Annotated in this window: 17 protein-coding genes; 9 read left to right on the top strand and 8 right to left on the bottom strand. The window is 62.1% G+C overall.

Annotation, left to right across the window (positions count from 1 at the left end; translation table 11 throughout):
• The 4 genes from AB6O04_RS10440 to AB6O04_RS10425 are packed head-to-tail and all read left to right on the top strand — an operon-like array spanning window position 1 to window position 2,951.
• The gene (locus tag AB6O04_RS10440) at window positions 1-456 is read left to right on the top strand and encodes a hypothetical protein (RefSeq protein WP_368563813.1); all 456 of its coding nucleotides are present in this window, start codon (window positions 1-3) and stop codon (window positions 454-456) included.
• Window positions 453-1,187 carry a 3-oxoacyl-ACP reductase FabG gene (gene fabG, locus AB6O04_RS10435; protein WP_368563812.1) on the top strand — a complete coding sequence of 245 codons (735 nt, stop codon included), beginning with the start codon at window positions 453-455 and terminating at the stop codon, window positions 1,185-1,187. The genes AB6O04_RS10440 and fabG overlap by 4 nt, the downstream gene beginning before the upstream one ends.
• Complete coding sequence (locus tag AB6O04_RS10430; protein WP_368563811.1) at window positions 1,184-2,443, top strand: beta-ketoacyl-ACP synthase; 1,260 nt, start codon at window positions 1,184-1,186, stop codon at window positions 2,441-2,443. The genes fabG and AB6O04_RS10430 overlap by 4 nt, the downstream gene beginning before the upstream one ends.
• A 55-nt stretch (window positions 2,444-2,498) precedes the next feature.
• Window positions 2,499-2,951: an excinuclease ATPase subunit gene (locus AB6O04_RS10425; protein ID WP_368563809.1), complete on the top strand. Its 453-nt coding sequence runs from the start codon at window positions 2,499-2,501 to the stop codon at window positions 2,949-2,951.
• A gap of 186 nt (window positions 2,952-3,137) precedes the next feature.
• On the opposite strand, the gene AB6O04_RS10420 is transcribed toward AB6O04_RS10425, so the two are convergent.
• From AB6O04_RS10420 to AB6O04_RS10405, 4 genes are all read right to left on the bottom strand, one after another.
• The gene (locus tag AB6O04_RS10420; protein WP_368563808.1) at window positions 3,138-3,494 is read right to left on the bottom strand and encodes a DUF1428 domain-containing protein; all 357 of its coding nucleotides are present in this window, start codon (window positions 3,492-3,494) and stop codon (window positions 3,138-3,140) included.
• A 405-nt stretch (window positions 3,495-3,899) separates the two neighbouring features.
• The gene (locus tag AB6O04_RS10415; RefSeq protein WP_368563960.1) at window positions 3,900-5,273 is read right to left on the bottom strand and encodes a cation:proton antiporter; all 1,374 of its coding nucleotides are present in this window, start codon (window positions 5,271-5,273) and stop codon (window positions 3,900-3,902) included.
• A gap of 132 nt (window positions 5,274-5,405) precedes the next feature.
• Window positions 5,406-7,841, bottom strand: a complete 2,436-nt coding sequence (locus AB6O04_RS10410) for a heavy metal translocating P-type ATPase (RefSeq protein ID WP_368563807.1) — start codon at window positions 7,839-7,841, stop codon at window positions 5,406-5,408.
• Window positions 7,838-8,236, bottom strand: coding sequence for a MerR family transcriptional regulator (locus tag AB6O04_RS10405; RefSeq protein WP_368563806.1), 399 nt, complete (start codon window positions 8,234-8,236; stop codon window positions 7,838-7,840). The genes AB6O04_RS10410 and AB6O04_RS10405 overlap by 4 nt, the downstream gene beginning before the upstream one ends.
• Before the next feature lie 491 nt (window positions 8,237-8,727).
• On the opposite strand from AB6O04_RS10405, the gene AB6O04_RS10400 reads away from it, so the two are divergent.
• From AB6O04_RS10400 to AB6O04_RS10385, 4 genes are all read left to right on the top strand, one after another.
• Entirely contained in the window at window positions 8,728-9,138 is a 411-nt protein-coding gene (locus AB6O04_RS10400; protein ID WP_368563805.1) for a CopL family metal-binding regulatory protein, read from the top strand.
• A gap of 122 nt (window positions 9,139-9,260) precedes the next feature.
• Window positions 9,261-11,978, top strand: coding sequence for a TonB-dependent receptor (locus AB6O04_RS10395; protein WP_368563804.1), 2,718 nt, complete (start codon window positions 9,261-9,263; stop codon window positions 11,976-11,978).
• Between the two features lie 87 nt (window positions 11,979-12,065).
• Complete coding sequence (locus AB6O04_RS10390; RefSeq protein WP_368563803.1) at window positions 12,066-12,758, top strand: PepSY domain-containing protein; 693 nt, start codon at window positions 12,066-12,068, stop codon at window positions 12,756-12,758.
• A 17-nt stretch (window positions 12,759-12,775) separates the two neighbouring features.
• Window positions 12,776-14,584: a 2Fe-2S iron-sulfur cluster-binding protein gene (locus AB6O04_RS10385; RefSeq protein ID WP_368563802.1), complete on the top strand. Its 1,809-nt coding sequence runs from the start codon at window positions 12,776-12,778 to the stop codon at window positions 14,582-14,584.
• 255 nt (window positions 14,585-14,839) lie between these two features.
• On the opposite strand, the gene AB6O04_RS10380 is transcribed toward AB6O04_RS10385, so the two are convergent.
• Window positions 14,840-15,328 (bottom strand): DUF411 domain-containing protein, encoded by a 489-nt coding sequence (locus AB6O04_RS10380; RefSeq protein ID WP_368563958.1) that lies wholly within the window; start codon window positions 15,326-15,328, stop codon window positions 14,840-14,842.
• Between AB6O04_RS10380 and AB6O04_RS10375 the strand changes: the two genes are divergently transcribed.
• A complete protein-coding gene (locus AB6O04_RS10375) occupies window positions 15,213-15,563 on the top strand; it encodes a hypothetical protein (protein ID WP_368563971.1) in 351 nt (116 codons plus the stop codon). The genes AB6O04_RS10380 and AB6O04_RS10375 overlap by 116 nt on opposite strands.
• 94 nt (window positions 15,564-15,657) lie before the next feature.
• Here AB6O04_RS10375 and AB6O04_RS10370 read toward each other — a convergent pair whose 3' ends face one another.
• Genes AB6O04_RS10370 through AB6O04_RS10360 form a run of 3 tightly spaced genes read right to left on the bottom strand, consistent with a single transcriptional unit; the run spans window position 15,658 to window position 19,255 of the window.
• Window positions 15,658-16,386, bottom strand: coding sequence for a cytochrome c (locus AB6O04_RS10370; protein ID WP_368563801.1), 729 nt, complete (start codon window positions 16,384-16,386; stop codon window positions 15,658-15,660).
• 14 nt (window positions 16,387-16,400) lie between these two features.
• Entirely contained in the window at window positions 16,401-17,453 is a 1,053-nt protein-coding gene (locus AB6O04_RS10365; protein ID WP_368563800.1) for a copper resistance protein B, read from the bottom strand.
• Window positions 17,450-19,255 carry a copper resistance system multicopper oxidase gene (locus AB6O04_RS10360; protein WP_368563799.1) on the bottom strand — a complete coding sequence of 602 codons (1,806 nt, stop codon included), beginning with the start codon at window positions 19,253-19,255 and terminating at the stop codon, window positions 17,450-17,452. Before AB6O04_RS10360 ends, AB6O04_RS10365 begins: the two co-directional genes overlap by 4 nt.
• Window positions 19,256-19,356: the final 101 nt, after the last annotated feature.

The following is a 19,356-nucleotide window of genomic DNA, read 5'->3' as shown; positions in this document are numbered from 1 at the left end:
ATGGGAACGCTTTACGACATCGAACGAGTGGTGCCGCATCGCGGCACGATGCGGTTGATCGATCGCCTCTTGGAGTGGGACGACGACCACGTGGCGGTGGAAGTGCGGGTGCCGGTGGAAAGTCCCTTCAGTACGGACGCCGGCATGCCGGCCTGGGTGGGCGTGGAATACATGGCGCAAGCCATCGCCGCCTGGGCGGGTTGCCGCGCGCGTACGGCGGGCAAGGAGCCCAGCATCGGATTCCTGCTGGGTACGCGACGCTACACCACGACGGATCCGTATTTCCGCGCGGGCGCCCTGCTGCGGGTGGAGGCAACCCGGGAGTTGATGGGCGACAATGGTCTGGGGATGTTCGGCTGCCGGATCCTCGAGGACGGCAGGGAAGTGGCGACAGCCAACGTATCGGTGTTCGAACCACCGGATGCGATGGCTTATCTGGAGAGTGGAACGTTATGAGTGGTGACTCGACCGTCCTGGTGACGGGGGCCAGCCGTGGGATTGGTCGCGCAATCGCGCTTCGCGCCGCGCAAGACGGTTTTGATGTCGTGGTGCATTGCCGGAGCCGCGTGGATGAAGCCGAAGCCGTGGCCGCGGATATCCGTAGCCTGGGCAGGAGCGCGCGCGTGCTGACCTTCGACATCGCCGACCGCGCCACTACCGCGCAGGCGCTGGAAGCGGACATTGCCGAACACGGCACGTACTACGGCGTCGTTTGCAACGCTGGCATTGCCCGCGACAACGCTTTTCCGGCGATGAGCGGAGAGGACTGGGACGCGGTGATACATACCAACCTGGATGCGTTCTACAACGTACTCAATCCGTTGGTGATGCCGCTGGTACGCCGGCGCAAGCCGGGACGCATCGTCACGCTGTCGTCGGTGTCCGGATTGGTCGGCAATCGCGGGCAGACCAACTACAGCGCGGCGAAGGCCGGCATCATCGGTGCCAGCAAGGCGCTGGCGCTGGAACTGGCCAGCCGCGGCATCACCGTCAACTGCGTGGCACCGGGCCTGATCGACACCGAGATGGTCAGCGGCGAAGTCGCCGATGAAGCCTTGAAGATGATTCCCATGCGTCGCATGGGCAAGCCGGAGGAAGTGGCTTCGGTCGTGTCTTTCCTGCTGTCCGAGCAGGCGAGCTACGTCACCCGCCAAGTCATTTCAGTCAACGGAGGACTGATCGGATGAGCGCACCTATTGCGAAAAACCATGCGCCTCGCCGCGTCGTCGTCACTGGTGCCGGCACCATCAGTCCGCTGGGGCACGATTGGCCCAGCGTGCACCTGCGCCTGCGCGAGTGCCGCAACGCGGTGCGCCACATGCCGGACTGGGATATCTATGAAGGGCTGAACACCAAGCTGGCCGCGCCCGCCGAAGATTTCGAACTGCCGGCGCATTACAACCGCAAGACCACCCGCAGCATGGGCCGGGTAGCGCTGATGTCGGTGCGCGCCACAGAACTCGCGCTGGAGCAGGCCGGGCTGCTGGGCCATCCGGTACTCAAGAGCGGGCAGGTGGGCGTGTCGTATGGTTCGTCGGCCGGCAGTCACAACGCGATCGGCGAGTTCGGCCGCATGCTCAACGAGCACACCACCGACGGTATCAGCGCCACCACCTATTTGAAGATGATGAGCCACACCGCGCCGGTGAACATCGGCGTGTTCTTCGGCCTGACCGGCCGCGTCATCACCACGTCGAGCGCTTGCACCTCCGGCAGCCAGGGCGTGGGTTCGGCGTACGAGGCCATCCGCAACGGCAAGCAGGTTGCCATGATCGCGGGCGGTGCCGAGCAGCTGGACGCGACGGCCGCTGCGGTCTTCGATACTTTGTTTGCTACCAGCGTGCGCAACGACGCGCCGGAAACCACGCCGCGGCCATTCGATGCCAATCGCGATGGTTTGGTGCTGGGCGAAGGCGCCTGCACCTTGATTCTGGAAGATCTGGAACATGCGCGTGCCCGCGGTGCGGATATCCTGGCGGAAGTAGTCGGCTACGGCACCAACAGCGACGGCCAGCACGTCACCCAGCCCAGTGCCGAAACCATGGCACAAGCCATGCGTCTGGCTTTGGAAGATGCTGAGCTTGCGCCGGAGGATATCGGCTACGTCAACGCTCATGGCACCGCGACCGATCATGGCGATATCGCCGAAACCACTGCCACCGCGCAAGTGTTCGGCCCGCGCATGCCCATCAGTTCGCTGAAGAGCTACGTCGGCCACACGCTGGGCGCGTGCGGTGCCTACGAGGCCTGGATCACCATTGAGATGATGCGCGAAGGCTGGTTCGCGCCCACGCTTAATCTGGAATCCCGTGACCCGCGTTGCGCGGAACTGGACTACGTTACCGGTGAGGGCAGGGACCTGCGTACCGACTACGTGATGAGCAATAACTTTGCCTTTGGCGGCATCAATACGTCGCTGATTTTCAAGCGTTGGCAAGATTGAATAGTCGGAAATAAAACACGTGTCAAAGTCAGTTCAAACAAAAGGAGAAAATCGCATGAATCGCATCGCATTGACTGCTGTCACCGCCGTGATCGCCCTGGTATCCGCCATTCCCCACGCTTCCGCCCGCGAGACACGGGTAGAACTTTCGTTGCAGGAACTGCTTGATTCGCCGCAGGCCAAAGAGGCCGGTATCGATGGCAGCGTCCGCTTCTATCTGGCCGGGCAGAAACACCCGGCGGTTGTTTCGAAGATGGGCGAAGACGTGGCCAATCGTAAGACCAACGCGGCCAACAAGTCGGATGAGGAAGCTTGCCGCTGGGTGACGCTGTCGGTACTGAAGGCCTTCCAGGACAGCGCCAAGTCGAAGGGCGCCAACGCGGTTATCGACGTGGTGAGCTATTACAAGAAGAAAGAGTTCAGCAGCCCGAGCAATTACGAATGCTATGCCGGCGCCATCATGGCGGGTACCGCGCTCAAGGGCACGTACGCGAAAGTGGGTAAGTAAGGCTCTGGCTCTTGATCCCTTCTCCCTCCGGGAGAAGGTGGCGCGCAGCGACGGATGAGGGAATGAGGTGTCCGCTTGTAGCAAATGCTATGGTGAGTCATTGGCATTCCCTCATCCGCCCTTCGGGCACCTTCTCCCAGAGGAGAAGGGCAAGAAGCCAGCGCCTACTTCTGTCTTGCACTGCGCTCAGAGCTTCACCAGCGCTTTGAAGCCGCCAAAAATCATCCGCTTCGAATCGAACGGCATCGTCTTTGGATCCATCGCCGCGATGCGTGGATCTTCCATCGCCAGCTTGTTGATCTTGTCGCGGTGCGCGCGCGACTTGTAGCAGATCCACGAGAACACCACGGTCTCGTCCGGTTTCAGCTTGACGCTCTTCGGGAATGAAGTGGTCTTGCCCTCCGGCACATCGTCGCCGACGCATTCCCAATACTGCAGCGCACCGTGTTCCATCCAGACCTTGCCGGCCTTGCGCGCCATTTTTCTGTAAGCGTCCACGTTGCTTTTAGGGACCGGCAGTACGAAACCATCCACGTAGCTCATTGTGTTCTCCTGTCGGGTATCGGTCGGCCATCGTCGGCGCGAGTGCGTTAAGACGGAGAAAAAACAGCAATTAGCGGGGCAGGTCGACCCGCCGCACCTCTCCTAGAGCCGAGCTGCGGCCGCGATGGTGTCGGGACAGCGAATAGCCGCTAGAAGGCGCTTGTCGTAGAGCGGAGCTGCGCCTCGCGATAGCGTTGAGTCAGTAGCAATGAGGCCGTCGCAACGGCAGGCGATAGCGAATAACCGCCTAGACGTTTCTTGTAGAGCGGAGCTTGCTCCGCTGCTTTTCGCCGCTGCCCATGATTACCGCCGTGTCACGAAGAGCAGCGGAGCAAGCGCCGCTCTACGACAACCGCGCCACTGCGCCAGGGGAGGTGTCCGGCACCCGAGAAAGGTGCCGACAGTTCAATTCACGGATGCCCGCAATCGCGAACGTCGATCAAGCAAATCCAGCAACGGCCCGGTCATCGCCGTCGTCACCAGCGCCATGATCACCAGTACGGCGAACAGACGATCGCCGATCAGGCCGAGCTCGTAGCCCAGGTTCAATACGATCAGCTCCATCAGGCCGCGAGTGTTCATCAGCACGCCTAGCTTGCTCGCTTCCGTGGACGGCATGCCCGCGGAGCGCGCGGAAAGCCAGGTGCCGCCGAACTTACCCAGCGTAGCCACGGCGATCACGCCAGCGCAGAGCGCCAGATCGCTCATCTGCCAGCCATCGATCCGCAGACGCAACCCGGTCATGGCGAAGAACAGCGGAAGCAGCAGCGCTATTGCCAATGGCTCCACGCGCTGCACCAGCAGATCGCGTAGGCGCGCATTGCCGGATACGGCGATGCCGGCCAGGAATGCACCGAATAACGCGTGTATCCCCAACAGTTCGGTGATAAGGGCGGCCGTCAGTGCCAGCAGCAACAGACCAATCAGGCTGCGGCCTTCCTTTCCAGGAGCAATCGTCTGTTTCGCCATCCAGGGCCGTAGCCCAGCGGTCATAGCGACGGCGAACACCGCGGTGCCGCCCAAACTCATCAACACCATGCCCCACCCATCGGCCTGCACTGAAGCGACGATGGCCGCCAGCAAACACCAGGCACTGGCATCGCCCAGCGCCGCACAGGCCACTGCGATGCGCCCCAACGGAGTGCTGTCCATTCCGCGGTCGGACAGAATGCGCAGCAGTACCGGAAATGCCGTGATGCTCAGTGCGATGCCCATGAACAACGCGAAGCCGGTGAATTCGACACCGGCCGGCGCATGTTCGCGATAAAGCGCAAAGGCCAGCAGCACGCCGCATAGAAACGGCAATGCGATACCGGCATGGCTGACCAGCAGCGCGAAACCGCGCCGGTCGCGCAAGCTGGAAAGCTCGAACTCGGCGCCAGCAACGAACAAGAACATCAGTACGCCCAACTGGCTGACCAGCGACAGGGCACCCAGCGACTCAGGAGCGAACAGCCAGGTCTGCGTCTGCGGAAACACGGCGCCGAACAGCAACGGACCCAGCAGCAAACCGGCGGCCATTTCGCCAATGACGGCCGGCTGCCCCAACCGGCGTAGCAGCCATCCCGCACTCTTGGCGACAACAAGTACCGTCAACAGTTGCAGAAGGAAGCGCGCCAACGGCGAGGACAGATGCACCGCGGCCACGGGAGCCACGCGAGCGGTCGACCCAGGGCCGCTGAAATACAGGGAAAGCGCCACTGCACCCAACATGGGCAATGCCACCAGCAGTGCATAGCGCCAAGGCGACGCTTTCCCGCCGCTCTTGGTTGCCTGGATTGACTGGTCTTCCACGGCACTTCCCCTGTTCGATGCGGCCCCGCGGCATTCTAGCGGGTCGGCCGCATCGGGCCGACCAATGTGACGATGTAGGTCGGGGCCACGCCCCGACGGCTGGTCACTACGAGCGAATCAATCCGCTTTTAGCTGCAGCCCGCGTAGCCGCAAGGCATTGCCGACCACCGACGCCGAGCTCAGGCTCATCGCCAATGCAGCCAGCATCGGCGAGAGCAGCACGCCGCTGAGGGGGTACAGCAGGCCTGCGGCGACTGGCACGCCTAGTGCGTTGTAGAGGAAGGCGAAGCCCAGGTTCTGCCGCATGTTCCGCACCGTGGCTTCGGAGATAGCCTGGGCGCGCACGATGCCGCGCAGATCGCCTCTGACCAGTGTGACCTGGGCGTTGGACATCGCCACGTCGGTGCCGGTGCCCATGGCGATGCCAACGTCAGCGGCTGCCAGCGCGGGTGCATCGTTGATGCCGTCGCCGGCCATCGCCACGCGTCGGCCTTGCTTCTTCAGTTTTGCCACCAACTCGGCTTTATCTGCGGGCTTCACTTCTCCGTGCACTTCATCGATGCCTAGCTTTTTTGCAACGGCGCGCGCGGTGGTCGCGCCGTCGCCAGTGGCCATCACCACACGCAGGCCGGCGCGATGCAATGCTTCCAGTGCGGCCGGCGTGGTGGCTTTGATGGGATCGGCTACAGCGATCAAGCCAGCCGCAATGCCGTCCACGGCCAGAAACATCACGCTGGCGCCTTCTCCGCGCAATCGCTCGGCGACTTCGCGCAGGGGCGCGACATCAGCGCCGGCTTCAGCCATCAGCACGGTATTGCCCAGCGCCAGCGAGCGACCTTCCACCACGCCGTGTACGCCGATGCCGGTGGACGATTCGAAGTCCTCGGCCGGCGAGAGCGTCAAGCCGCGTGCACGTGCCTCCGCGACGATGGCTTGCGCCAGCGGATGTTCGCTACCGGCGTCCAGGCTGGCAGCCAAACGCAACACCTCGTCATCCGAATAAGGCGCCTGCGCGATTACTTCGCGGAAAGCGGGACGTCCCTCTGTCAGGGTGCCTGTCTTGTCCACGATCAGCGTGTCGACCTTGCGCAGCGTCTCGATAGCCTCCGCATCGCGGAACAGCACGCCCGCCTGCGCGGCGCGGCCGGTCGACACCATCACCGACATCGGTGTCGCCAGTCCCAAGGCACAAGGGCAGGCGATGATCAGCACCGATACCGCATTGAGTACGGCATACGTCCACGAAGGCGAGGGGCCGAACAGTCCCCAGCCGAAGAACGTCAGCACCGCCGACGTCAGCACCGCCAGCACGAACCAGAACGACACCTTGTCGGCCATGCGTTGCATCGGCGCACGCGAACGCTGCGCCTGCGCCACCAGCTGCACGATCTGCGCCAGTACACTGTCGCTGCCTACTTTTTCCGCCCGGATGACCAGGCTGCCGGCGCTATTCATGCTGGCGCCGATCACCCGGTCGCCTACCGACTTCGCCACCGGAATCGGTTCGCCCGTCAGCATTGATTCGTCGACATGCGAACGGCCTTCCAGCACCACGCCGTCCACCGGCATTTTCTCGCCCGGGCGCACGCGCAGACGATCGCCTACATGCACGTGGGTTAGTTCAATGTCGTCCTCGCTGCCGTCATCATGCAAACGCCGCGCGGTTTTCGGTGCCAGGCCCAGCAGGCTTTTGATCGCCGCCGACGTCTGCGAACGTGCTTTGAGTTCCAGCAGCTGCCCCAATAGCGTCAGCGAAACGATCACCGCTGCCGCTTCGAAGTAGACGCCGACCCGGCCGTGTTCATGAAACGATGCCGGGAAAACACCCGGAGCGACCGTGGCGACCACGCTGTAGCCATAGGCAGCCAGCACGCCGGTACCGATCAGCGTCCACATGTTGGGACTGCGATTGCGAATGGACTGCGCCCAGCGCTCGAAGAACGGCCAAGCCGCCCACAGCACCACCGGCGTGCTCAGCATCAGTTCTCCCCAGCTGCGCAGCGTCGGCGGAATCATATGCAGGTACTGTCCAGCCATCGCCAGCACCAGCGTTGCCACGCTCAGCGGAAGCGTCCACCAGAAGCGCCGGCGGAAGTCGGTGAGTTCAGGGTTCTCGTCGTCGTCCAGCGACGGCATCATCGGTTCCAGCGCCATGCCGCAGATCGGGCAGGTGCCCGGCGCATCGCGGACGATTTCCGGATGCATGGGGCAGGTGTATTGAGTGCCCGGCGGAGCGGTCACGGGTTCGGTTTCGCCGGACTGCAGGTACCTTTCCGGATCGGCCACGAACCTGCCGCGACAGCCGGTGGAGCAGAAGTGGTAAGTCTCGCCATGGTGCTGCGCGTGGTGCGGTGTTTGCGACGGATCCACGCTCATGCCGCAGACGGGATCGCGAACCGTCGCGCCATTGTCTTCCCGCGGATTTTCGTGGTGATGGCTGCAGCAGGCTGGTTTGGAGCTGGCTGGCTTGGGAGCGTGTTCGTGCCCGTGTCTATGTCCATGCCCGTGATGCTGATGACCGCCAGGTGAGTGGCGGTTCAAAGACGTATTCATGCTTCGTTCTCCACCAAGGCGTTGAGGATGGGACACCGCTCCAGTTCGCCATGACCGGGGCAGGCGTCGACCAGAGTGCGCAGCGCATCGCGCATGCGGGCAAGTTCCGCCAGGCGCTGTTCCACCACCGCCAGCTTGGCGGTGGCAGCGGTCTTCATGGCGGCCATGTCGCTGTTGGCGGAAGCCGTGAGCGAGAGCAGTTCGCGAATCTCATCCAAGGTGAAGCCCAGCGCCTTGGCGCGGCGGATGAAGTTCAGCCGCGTGGCGTCTTCGGCTTGGTAGCGGCGGTACCCGCTGGGGCTGCGCGAGGGGGAGGGCAGCAGATGCTGGCGCTCGTAATAGCGGATGGTGTCAATGGCGACGCCGGCCTGGCGCGCGAGCTGTCCGATATTCATGGGAGGCTCCGAAAAGGGATTGGGGCCATTTTGCGGTCTGGACTCTAGTCCAGAGTCAAGGGTTTGTTGGGGAGGGGCAATAACCGGGAGCGGGGAGGCAGCTCAAGGGGAGGGCAGGACCATGTTCGAAAATTTGTCGTCATCCCGGCGAAAGCCGGGACCCAGCGCCTTTTGCACCCCAGACGGCAACTGGCTTCTCCATCGCCAATGGCCGGTCAAGGCGCTGGGTCCCGGCCTCCGCCGGGATGACGAGTATCGCTAAGCGTGAACAGGCTCTATGGGTCTATTGCGTTGAACGAGTCATGTCGCAAAAACATGCTCGCCGTTTCGATTGACCTATGGCGCGCACGCGGACGCAGCGACCACAATTGCACCGATATGGCGCGTGCGAAGCACCATCTCGAACGCATTTCCGCCGGTTCGGTGCCAATCCCTGCAAAAAGTTGACACGCGTTTTTTGCACATGCTATTGCTGGCGCCGAGAACTCGTGGTGAAACTCATTCCCCGCATGACGCGCGCCAATCACCTGCTGCGGTTGTTCCTGATCTTCGTGCTCTGTGTGAGCGGCGCGGTCAATGCTTGGGCATCCACGCACATGGCGATGGAAAATGCCGCGCATGCTGCCGCTGCGGCGAATTCGACGGTGGACGCCGCGGCCGATTGCGAAGAGGACAATACCGGCGACGCTGCAAAAGCGGGAAATAACAGCGGGCTGAAGCACGATTGCGACTGCGGCGGCCAATCAGCCTGCGCGTGCAGTTGCGCGCTGACGTTCTTCCCGGATAACACCCCTGTGCCGTTCGCTGCCCAGCATGCGTTGGCCTCCGTCTATGCCGGCCGGTTGAAGACGCTGAGCGCCCTCCACGATATTTCCCCGGTTTTCCGACCTCCGATCGGTTGATCTTGTCCCGTCGTCCCTGCGGCGACACCTCCGTCCTGCGTTTCCGCGGTGCATACGCTACCGCGTAAACCCGTCGGACGTGATTCATCCCGACAAGACCCAATCCCTGGGGGAGAGAACCCATGCATTCCCAACGTCATCCTTTGGCCGTCGCCATCGGCGTGCTGCTGTGCGTCAGCGCCGCAAACCACGCGCAAGCGCAGGAAGCCACTGCTCAATCAACGGCCGAGCAGGCCAAGACCATGGATACGGTCACCGTCACTGGCAGCCACATCAAACGCGCGCAAATATCCGGTGTCGGTCCGGTCACGGTGGTCGATGCCGAGACCATCGAACGCTCTGGCGCGACCACCATCGAAACGCTGTTGCAGCGTCTGCCCGCGTCAGCAGGTTTTGCGGGCAACCAGACCAACGCTTACTGGGCCAACAACGGCTACGGCACCACTCAGGTGAACCTGCGCGGGCTAGGCATCAACCGCACGCTGGTGCTGCTGAACGGCCGACGCATCGTCAACGGCGGGACCGGCGCCAATGCATCGGTCGATCTCAACGTCATTCCCGTGGCCATGATCGACCGCATCGAAGTGCTGAAGGACGGCGCATCGGCGATCTATGGCGCGGATGCTGTCGCGGGCGTGGTCAACATCATTACCAAAAAGGAATTCGACGGTGCGCAGCTCAATGCGCGTTATGGCGAAACATTCGGGGGCGACGGCGCCGACTACGCGTTCGATCTGTCGTGGGGCACCAGTAGCGATCGCGGTTCGCTGATGGGCTCGGTCAGCTATTCGGAAAGCCAAGCCGTCAACATGGCCAGCCGCGCCCCGTGCGGGCTGGGCGAAGTCGATGGCCGGCTGGAATGCGTGGGTAGTTCCGCCACCATCGGCGGTCGCGCGCGCCTGGCCGACGGCACCACCGTCAACTTCAATCAGGACCCGAATGGTGACGGCGACTTCTACGAGCCTTATTCCTCCATCCATAACTACAACGGCAATCCCTCGCTCAATGCGGTAAACCCGATCAAGCGCCTGAGCTTCAGTGCTTTCGGCGACATGGTGCTAGCCGAAGACCTGAATCTGTTCACCGAACTGATGTTCACCAACCGGCGTTCCAACCAGCTCGCGACGCCCGGTGCCATCGGCCAATACCGTCCCATCAATATCGCCGCCGATCACCCCACCAATCCCACCGGACAGAATCTGGTACTGCAACGCAAACGTCTGGAAGAAGCCGGTCCGCGTGAGTTCTACCAAGAGACCGATACCTTCCGCGCAGTGCTGGGCTTGGAAGGGCGCTTCGGCATGGGTTGGGAATGGAACGCGGCCATCAATTGGGGCCGCAATACCGGCGATGACGGTTCCACCAACGTCGCCAACCTGGACCGTGTGGACCAGACGCTCAACACGGCGCTGTGCAGCAATGCGCCTGGGGCGGCGATACCCTGCGCCGATTATCTTGGCTACGGCGACGTCAGCCCGGAAGTGCTGGACTACATCCTGTTCACCACACGCGATACCGGTGGCAACGAGCAACGCAGCTTCACCGCCAATTTGTCCGGGCAATTGTTCGAAATGCCGGCCGGATGGGTGGGATTCGCCACCGGCGTGGAAGCGCGCAAGGACCGTGGCTGGCGCGATCCGGATCAGCTGACACAGATGGGCATCGCCAATAGCAATGCACAGCAGCGCATCGACGGCGAGTACACGGCCAAGGAAGCATTCGTGGAGTTCGCCGTGCCGTTGCTGCAGGGCATGGCGCTGGCTGATTCTCTGACATTCAACGCGGCCGCGCGGTACTCCGATTACGATCTGTTCGGCAACGACGTCAACTACAAAGTTGGTTTGGATTGGCAGGTGGTGCCCAGCTTTAAGTTGCGCGGTATCTATTCCACCGCGTTCCGCGTACCCAACGTACCGGAACTGTTTGGCGGCGTTTCCGAAGGCAATCTGACCACCGCCGATCCTTGCAGTGGCTGGAGCAGCCAGCCGGCATCGTCCACCGTTTATCAGAACTGCCAGGCCTATGGCGTGCCGGTGGGATACACGCAACTAGGCAACACCATTCTGACCACCACGGGCGGCAACGTCGATCTGGAACCAGAAGATGCCGAGACGTTTACCGTGGGCGCGGTATGGACGCCAGCGTTCGCCAAGGGCCTGACCCTCACCTTGGACTACTACGACATCAAGATCGACAACGCCATCCGCAGCGTGGCCGGTTCGACCAAGTTGTCGCTGTGCTACAACACACCCGACTTGGCGCATCCGTTCTGCGGCAGTGAACACTTCACTCGCAATCCGGTCACCGGTGAGGTGGATTTCCTCTCCGCGCAACCGGTCAATACGGCAAGCGAACGGGTTTCCGGCATCGATCTTGGCATGCTGTACGAACTGCAGATGGCGGGTTGGGACACCATCATCAACTTCGATCTGTCCTACCTGGATCGCTACGATTTCGTCCCGTATCCAGGCGGCGAGGAGATCGACTATGCGGGCAAGATCACCGGCGGGCAGGGCAGCTATACCCAGTGGCGCGCGTTCGCATCGTTGACGATGGCGCGAGATGCGTGGTCCGGTTCCTACAGCCTGCAATACATCGGTTCGGCAGACGATATCAATGCTGCGCCAGGAGACATCGGCGACCACGCCCCCAGCGTGACGTATCACAACGTGCAGCTGAAGTATGCGGTCAGCGACGCATTCGACGTGTCGTTGGGCATCGACAACCTGTGGGACAAGGACCCACCGTTCATCCAGAGCTACACCGACGCCAATACCGACACCATGACCTACGACTTGCTGGGTCGCCGTTGGTACGCGCGCATCGGATATCGCTGGTGATACGCGAGTAATCGCACGCGGCTTCGCCGGTCTCCGGCGGAGCCGTTCGCGGCTCTTGAACGCAAGTCGAATAGGAAGCATTACCGCATGAAACCCGCATTCTGGGCGCGACGCGCCCATAAATGGATCGGCTTGGTGGTTGGTGTGCAGGCGCTGCTATGGATGATCAGCGGCGTCTACATGACCGTCGTCTCGCTGGACATCATTCACGGCGATCACTTGGCGCATATGCAGGAAGCGCCGTTGGATGCCACCGCACAGCGCATCGATCCTGCTGCGATGGCAAACCGCTATCCCGGTATCACCTCGTACCGGCTGAAACGTCTACACGGCAAGGAAGTTTTCGAGATCCACCAGGACGAACGCAGCGTGCTGCTGGATGCAGTCACCGGTACCCCAGTCAGCCCTTTGGATAAGGCGACGGTGCAGTCGCTGGCGGTATCGATCTACCAGGGCGATGCCGACGTGCGCAGCGTCGAATGGATCACTCGCGCACCGCAGGAAGTCGCCACCCGGCCAGTGCCGATGTGGGCCGTGCACTTCGCCGACCGCGGTGCGACCACGCTCTACTTCTCGCCGGATACCGGCGCATTGCTGGCGCGCAGGCACAGCTTGTGGCGCTGGTTCGACTTCCTGTGGATGTTCCACATCATGGACTACGAGGAGCGCAGCGACGTCAACAACAACTTGCTGAGGGTATCCGCTGCTATCGGTTTGTGCCTGGCGCTTAGCGGCGTCTGGCTGTTGTTCTACAGCTTCCGTCGGAGGGCCGCCGCATGACGCCCTGGATGCGGAAAATGCATAAATGGCTGGGCCTTCTGGTCGGCCTGCAACTGGTGCTGTGGATGACCAGCGGTCTGATGATGAGCTTGCTGGATCACGACAAGGTGCAGGGACATACGTTCCGCGCGCATGCGCATGCGGAACGTCCATGGCCACAGGGACTGCTGTCGCCAACGCAGATGGTTGCGGCTTCGCTTACGCCAGTGCGCAGCGTATCGGCGCGATGGCTGTTGGAGCGGCCCGTCTACGAACTGGCCGGCGAAAAAGGTGTCCGCTTGGTCGATGCAGACAGCGGTCGCGATGTAATCGTTGATGCGACGCTGGCGACCGCACTGGCGGCGGCATCCTATACCGGAAATGGGAATCCGGCAGCGCCACAACGACTGGTCAAGACGCTGGAAGCACGCGACCACGAAGGACCATTGTGGCGGGTGGACTTCGCGGACGCGGAAGACACCACAGTCTATGTTTCCGCGCAAAGTGGCGCCGTACTGGAGCACCGCAACAGTACGTGGCGCCTGTTCGATGTGTTCTGGATGCTGCACATCATGGATTACACGGGGCGGAAGAATTTCAATAATCCGCTGGTGATCATGATGGGCGTCGGCGGGCTATGGATGGCGCTGTGCGGCATCTGGTTGTTGGTCGCCAGTTTCCGCTTGAGCGAGTTCGTTCCCCGGCGCTGGCGGCGTGCACGCGAGCTGGCGGTATTCGATCCTGACGGCACCCGGTTAAGCACAGTCGAAGCTCCTGCGGGCGACAGCGTCTATCTGGCACTTGCGCGGCAGGGCCTGCAGTTGCCGTCCAACTGCGGGGGCGGACAGAGTTGTGGCTTGTGCGAAGTACGCTTCCGTGGCAACGCGCCGGAACCCACCAGCGCCGACCGCGCGCATCTGACAGAAAGCAAGTTGAAGCTGGGTTATCGGTTGGCCTGCAATCTGCGCGTCGATACCGACACACAGGTGGAGGTTACCGGCGGTGCGGGCTTATGGACGGAGCACACGGCTACCGTGGAGAGCGTGCGGGCGGTAACGCCGTTCCTGCGTGAGATCGTGCTGAAAGCGCCACCGGCGGCTGCTACCGCTTTCCGGCCGGGCGCCTATCTGCAGATCCATGTGCCGGATTATTCGCTGCGCAAGCACGACATCGCGCATCCGGATGATCATCGGGACGAATGGTCGGCGTTGGATCTGCCGGCCACGCTGACCAACAAGGAACCGGTGCGGCGCTCGTATTCCTTGTCGCTGCCGGTCGAAAAAGCGGGCGGCCATCTGACTTTGCTGGCGCGTTTCAGTCCGGGCCGCCAGGACAAGAAACGTCAGCCGGTCGGCAAAGGCTCGACCTACTTGTATTCGTTGAAGGCCGGCGACCCTGTTCGGTTCAGCGGACCGTTCGGCGACTTCGCCCTCAAAACCGGCGGCCGCGAGAAGATATTCATCGGCGGTGGCGCGGGCATGGCGCCGCTGCGCGCGATGGTGCATGCCTGCCTGGACGCGGGTGCCAGCGAACGCATTCATTTCTGGTACGGCGCGCGACATCTGCGTGAGGCGCCTTACGTGGAAGAAATGGCGGAACTGGCTCGCCGCTATCCCAATTTCAGCTGGCACCTGGTGCTGTCGGAAGAGGCCGAGTGCAGTGCTGGACTATTGAAGGGACTGGTGCATGAAATCGCACACGCGAAGTTGCTTCGCGACCATCCCGATCTGCATGCCTGCGATTTCTACCTGTGCGGGCCACCGGCGATGTTGTCGGCCACGCGCCAGTTATTGCAGCGGCTTGGCGTGGCTGAGGAGCGGATTGCGTTTGACGATTTCAAGATATAGCAGTGGCGTTCGCATGCACGGCTTTTGTCGTTGTAGGAGCGGCGTCCCGCCGCGAGCTCTTGCTGTCAGACCGTGGCAAAAACGAAGCGATTGAAGCCTGCCGTTCGCCATCTGGACGCGCTGCGGCGCGTTCTGGATCGGGCTCACCGAGCGGCTATCGGGGCGCGGAGCGGCGTCCCGCCGCGAGCTCTTTTCTTCGGATCGCCCCAGAAGCGAAGAGCTCGCGCCGGGACGGCGCTCCTACAGGGTTTCGGCTCAATGCCCGTGATGCGCGTAATCGCTCAACTGGCCTTGCTTGTCGACGGAAGACACCACATACGGCTGCACCCGTCCATCGGGAACTTCCATGCCAGGCGAGCCCAGCGGCATGCCAGGCAGCACCAAACCTTTCACGTCAGGTTTTTCCGCCAACAAACGCTTGACGTCCGCCGCGGGCACGTGGCCTTCCACGAAGTAGCCGCCGACTTCCGCGGTGTGGCAGGACATCATGCTCGGAGTGATCCCCAGGCGCAGTTTCACCGGCTGCAGATCATCGGAATTGCGGACTTCCACCGTGAAACCAGCGGTGCGCAGGTGGTCCACCCAGGCGCCGCAGCAGCCGCAGCTTTCGCTCTTGTGGACGAGCACCTTGGGCAATGGTTTGGATGACTGTGAACGCGAAGTAGAAGGCTTTGCCGATGTGGCGGATGCTGCTTGCGCAGATGCCAGCGGCAACGTTTCGGTGGCGGTCTTCGCGATATCCATTGCGGGATTTGGCGCAGCACCGCAGGCGGACAGCGCGATGGCGGCTGCTGCAATGCTGGCGAGACGAGTAATTCTTCGGGGGAACATATCAGGACTCCTTTTGTGGCTGATTGCGATCGATCTGCATTTGGCGATTTCATATCAGGTGTTCGTTAAATCCAATAATCCCGTCATCCCGGCGCATGCCGGGACCCAGCGCCTTACCTTCCGGATGGTGGCTACCCTGGCTAATTAAACGGCTAGCTAAGTCGCTCGGTCCCGGCATGCGCCGGAGGCGCTCTTCAACAGCCGAATGGCTGGTCATGACGACAGAGAGTTTCATTGGGAACCTAATGCTGGTGACCATCGTCTTCATGACCATCATGAGGTACTGACGAAGTATCTTTCCTTTCTTCCGGCGAACCGGACTCAGCTTTCGCTTCCTCATGCGAATGCGGTGAGGAATCAGTGTGCGGATGAGGGGCTGGCTTTTCGCCACCATGATGATCGGCATCGCCATTCATGCCCTTAGGATCAGGCATCGACTCACCACCCCCATGCGAATGCCCGCCACTTTGCGCCACCATGGCCTTGTATTGTTCAGGATCCAGCTTCGGCAGTTCTTGCAAGAAGGCGGCAAGGTTCCAGATGTATTCGTCCTGCATGCTCTTGCCCCAGGCCGGCATGCCGGACAACTTGATGCCGTGCTTGATCACCCAGAAGGCTTCCGCGGGCGACGTCGCCATCTTGGTCAGGTCGGGCGGTGCAGGGTAGAGGCCTTGGCTGAGCTCAGTCTCTGTCATGCCTGGAGCCAGATGACAGCCTGCGCACATGGCCTGGTAATTTCCGGAGCCTTGCACGACGCGTGCCCGGTCGCTCAGATCCGGGACCTGGATCGAAGCGGCACGTGTCTGGATGGAACGGTCGCGGACGGTTCCGAAGAATGCATAGACCGGACGCGTGTGCGGTGCATCCGCGCCCACGTTGTAAGCACCCGACCAGACGATTCCGGCAGCCGCCAGCACGACTACCACCAGAGTGAACAACACGAGTAACGGTTTACGTTTGGTCGATGACATCGCGACGTCCTCCCTCAGAACCAAATGCGTACGCCCGCGACCACGCGCGTATCGCGCACGTCTTCGCCGGCCGCGCGGTGGTAGTCGGCGGTATCGCCGAAGGCGCGTTCGTGCACGACACCCACGTAGGGCGCGAAGCGACGATTGATTTCATAGCGCAGCCGAAGCCCGGCCTCGATGGTGTTCAGGCCCGATCCGTTGCCGTACTCCGGTTCGTCCTTGGCCGATAGGCGCGCTTCGACCAGCGGCTGCAGGATCAACCGATTGGTCAGCAACAGTTCGTACTCAACTTCCACAGTGGCAGCGATCTGTCCCGATTCGCCGACGTATGCGGTGGCCGACACTTCAAACTTGTAAGGCGCCAACCCTTGCACGCCGAACGCCGCCCAGCTGCGCGAGTCTCCGGGGCGGAACTCATGCTTCACGCCGGTCACCACATCCCACCAGGGAGAAACACTGCGGCCATACAGCACTTCAAGATCGGAAGCTTCGGTTCGTCCGTCCTCGCGTTCGCCTTCGCTGCGTAGCCACAGGCGATTCAAGTCGCTGCCGATCCACGCGCTGCCTTCCCAGGCCTGACCGTTGCCATGATCGGCATCCCATGTTTCCAGGCGGTTGAACAGCACCATGGCGTTGATGCTGGACGCGTGTTCCATTGCGCCATGATTGATCGGTGCAAAAGCCGCGGCGCGGTCGGCATCGGTGATCTGGGGAATCGGCTCAATGGGTTGCTGCGTGGCGCCGCTGCCGTGGCCCATCGCTGCGTGGTCAACCGGAGGATTTTCCGACGTTTGTTGACCATGCTCCATCTGCGAATGATCCATGCCGCTGTGGTCCGTGCCTTTGTCGTCTTTGCCCGAATGGTCCATCTTGGAATGGTCGACCGGCTCGACGGGAGGTGATTCCTGCGCGCCGTGTTGCTCGTGGCCGGTGCTCGTGGATTCTTCCGATTTTGGTGTCGTGGTCTGATGCTGCGAATGGTCGTGTTGCGCCATTGCATTGCCATGGATCGCCAAGACTAGCGCCGCAGTCAGCAGGTTGAGGGAAATTCGAATGGACATGTTCATTCTTCCACCCGCACTTCCCGCATCATTCCGGCTTCCATGTGGTAGAGCAGATGGCAGTGAAAAGCCCAGCGACCCAGCGCGTCCGCGCGCACGCGATAGCTGCGGCGGGTGCCTGGCGGCATGTCGATGGTGTGCTTGCGCAAGTGGAACTCGCCGTTCTCGTCTTCCAGATCGCTCCACATCCCGTGCAGATGGATGGGGTGCTGCATCATGGTGTCGTTGACCAGCACGATGCGCATACGCTCGCCGTAGTTCAGCCGCAATGGCTCGGCGCTGGCAAAGGGAATACCGTCGAAGGACCAAGCGAATTTTTCCATATGCCCGGTCAGGTGCAGCTCCACCGTGCGGCCAGGCTCACGTCCATCCGGGTCGGAGAACAGGCTTTTCATGTCGCCGTAGGTCAGCACTTTGCGGCCGTTGTCGCGCAGACCTATACCGGGATCGGAAAGTTTCGGTTCGCCGGCCCCGGACTGCATGTCGATAAGCGGGTTACCGGTTTCGCTGGCTGGATGCATCGGCGCGGCGGCACCGCCGTGCTCACCGTGGCCGCTGCTCATGCTCGCGCCGCAACTACCTTCGGCCATGCTGGCACCGCAGCTGCCCTCCATGCCTTTGTGTCCACCTGCATGCCCACCGCCGCCCATGTCATGGCCCATGTCGCTCATGGTCAGCAGCGGGCGCGGATCACGTGCTGGAATCGGTGCTTCCAAACCATTCCGCACCGCCAACGTGCCGCGCGCATAGCCCGTGCGGCCCATGTCCTGCGCAAACAGCGTGAAGGCATCCTGTCCACTGGGCTCGACGATAACGTCGAAGGTTTCCGCCACCGCGATACGGAACTCGTCCACGGTCACCGGATGAATGTACTGGCCATCGGCCGCCACCACGGTCATCTTCAGGCCTGGAATGCGCACATCGAAGTAGCTCATCGACGAGCCGTTGATGAAACGCAGCAACACTTTTTCGCCCGGGCGGAAGAGCCCGGTCCAGTTGCCCGATGGCGCAGTGCCGTTCATCAGGTAGGTATAGGTATGCGCGTTGACGTCGGAGATGTCGGTGGGCGTCATCCGCATGCGCCCCCACATGCCGCGGTCGCTCAGCGTTTCGCTCAGTCCGTCACGGCGCACGTCGCGCACGAAGTCGCCCACGGTACGTTTGTAGTAGTTGTCGTACTCGGGCATTTTCTTCAGGCGCCGGAACAGTGCGGCCGGGTCCATGTCGGTCCAGTCCGACAGCAACACCACGTGTTCGCGGTCGTAGCGGTACGGCGGAGGTTCGCGTGGGTCGATGATCAGGGCGCCGTAAAGGCCGGCTTGTTCCTGGAACAGCGAATGGCTGTGGTACCAGTAAGTGCCCGACTGTTTCACTTCGAACTGGTATTGATAGGTCTGACCTGGCGGAATGCCGTTGAAGCTCAATCCCGGCACGCCATCCATGTTGGCCGGCAGCAGGATGCCGTGCCAGTGGATGGATCCATCGGCGTTACGCAGATGATTCGCCACCCGAACGGTAACGGTATCGCCTTCGCGCCAGCGCAGGATCGGCGCGGGTAGGCTGCCGTTGACGGTAATCGCTGGGCGCACGCGACCGGTGAAATCGACCATCGAACTACCGACTGCCAGGTCGAATTCGGTGCCGGTCAACGTCTGCACGGGAAGCGTGGTGGCGTTGGCGGCAAAAGCTGGTACGCGGGCAAGGCCCAGGCCGGCGGCGACACCACCAATAGCCAGGCCAGTGACGAACTGCCGGCGCGAGGGCTTGAACGCCGAATCGGGTCCAAAGCCGAAAGGGTTGGAAGACATTGTTGATTCCATGATTGCCTGTGGGGGTGGCCATACCGCGCAAGACGCGGATTGACCGGCGCCGGAGGCCGCATGACAGCGGATTCCAGCGCATGCGCGTA

Source organism: Pseudoxanthomonas sp. UTMC 1351, from assembly GCF_040948865.1.
Lineage (GTDB): Bacteria > Pseudomonadota > Gammaproteobacteria > Xanthomonadales > Xanthomonadaceae > Pseudoxanthomonas_A.
This window is presented reverse-complemented; position numbering and strand designations above follow the sequence as displayed.

What these genes read in the sequence shown, in the direction of transcription:
- AB6O04_RS10405 (WP_368563806.1), bottom strand. Translation starts at nt 8,236, where the DNA reads ATGAATATCGGACAGCTCGCGCGCCAGGCCGGCGTCGCCATTGACACC.
- AB6O04_RS10385 (WP_368563802.1), top strand. Translation starts at nt 12,776, where the DNA reads ATGCATAAATGGCTGGGCCTTCTGGTCGGCCTGCAACTGGTGCTGTGG.
- AB6O04_RS10425 (WP_368563809.1), top strand. Translation starts at nt 2,499, where the DNA reads ATGAATCGCATCGCATTGACTGCTGTCACCGCCGTGATCGCCCTGGTA.
- AB6O04_RS10440 (WP_368563813.1), top strand. Translation starts at nt 1, where the DNA reads ATGGGAACGCTTTACGACATCGAACGAGTGGTGCCGCATCGCGGCACG.
- AB6O04_RS10380 (WP_368563958.1), bottom strand. Translation starts at nt 15,328, where the DNA reads ATGGATATCGCGAAGACCGCCACCGAAACGTTGCCGCTGGCATCTGCG.
- AB6O04_RS10365 (WP_368563800.1), bottom strand. Translation starts at nt 17,453, where the DNA reads ATGAACATGTCCATTCGAATTTCCCTCAACCTGCTGACTGCGGCGCTA.
- AB6O04_RS10360 (WP_368563799.1), bottom strand. Translation starts at nt 19,255, where the DNA reads ATGTCTTCCAACCCTTTCGGCTTTGGACCCGATTCGGCGTTCAAGCCC.
- AB6O04_RS10370 (WP_368563801.1), bottom strand. Translation starts at nt 16,386, where the DNA reads ATGTCATCGACCAAACGTAAACCGTTACTCGTGTTGTTCACTCTGGTG.
- fabG (WP_368563812.1), top strand. Translation starts at nt 453, where the DNA reads ATGAGTGGTGACTCGACCGTCCTGGTGACGGGGGCCAGCCGTGGGATT.
- AB6O04_RS10410 (WP_368563807.1), bottom strand. Translation starts at nt 7,841, where the DNA reads ATGAATACGTCTTTGAACCGCCACTCACCTGGCGGTCATCAGCATCAC.
- AB6O04_RS10395 (WP_368563804.1), top strand. Translation starts at nt 9,261, where the DNA reads ATGCATTCCCAACGTCATCCTTTGGCCGTCGCCATCGGCGTGCTGCTG.
- AB6O04_RS10420 (WP_368563808.1), bottom strand. Translation starts at nt 3,494, where the DNA reads ATGAGCTACGTGGATGGTTTCGTACTGCCGGTCCCTAAAAGCAACGTG.
- AB6O04_RS10430 (WP_368563811.1), top strand. Translation starts at nt 1,184, where the DNA reads ATGAGCGCACCTATTGCGAAAAACCATGCGCCTCGCCGCGTCGTCGTC.
- AB6O04_RS10390 (WP_368563803.1), top strand. Translation starts at nt 12,066, where the DNA reads ATGAAACCCGCATTCTGGGCGCGACGCGCCCATAAATGGATCGGCTTG.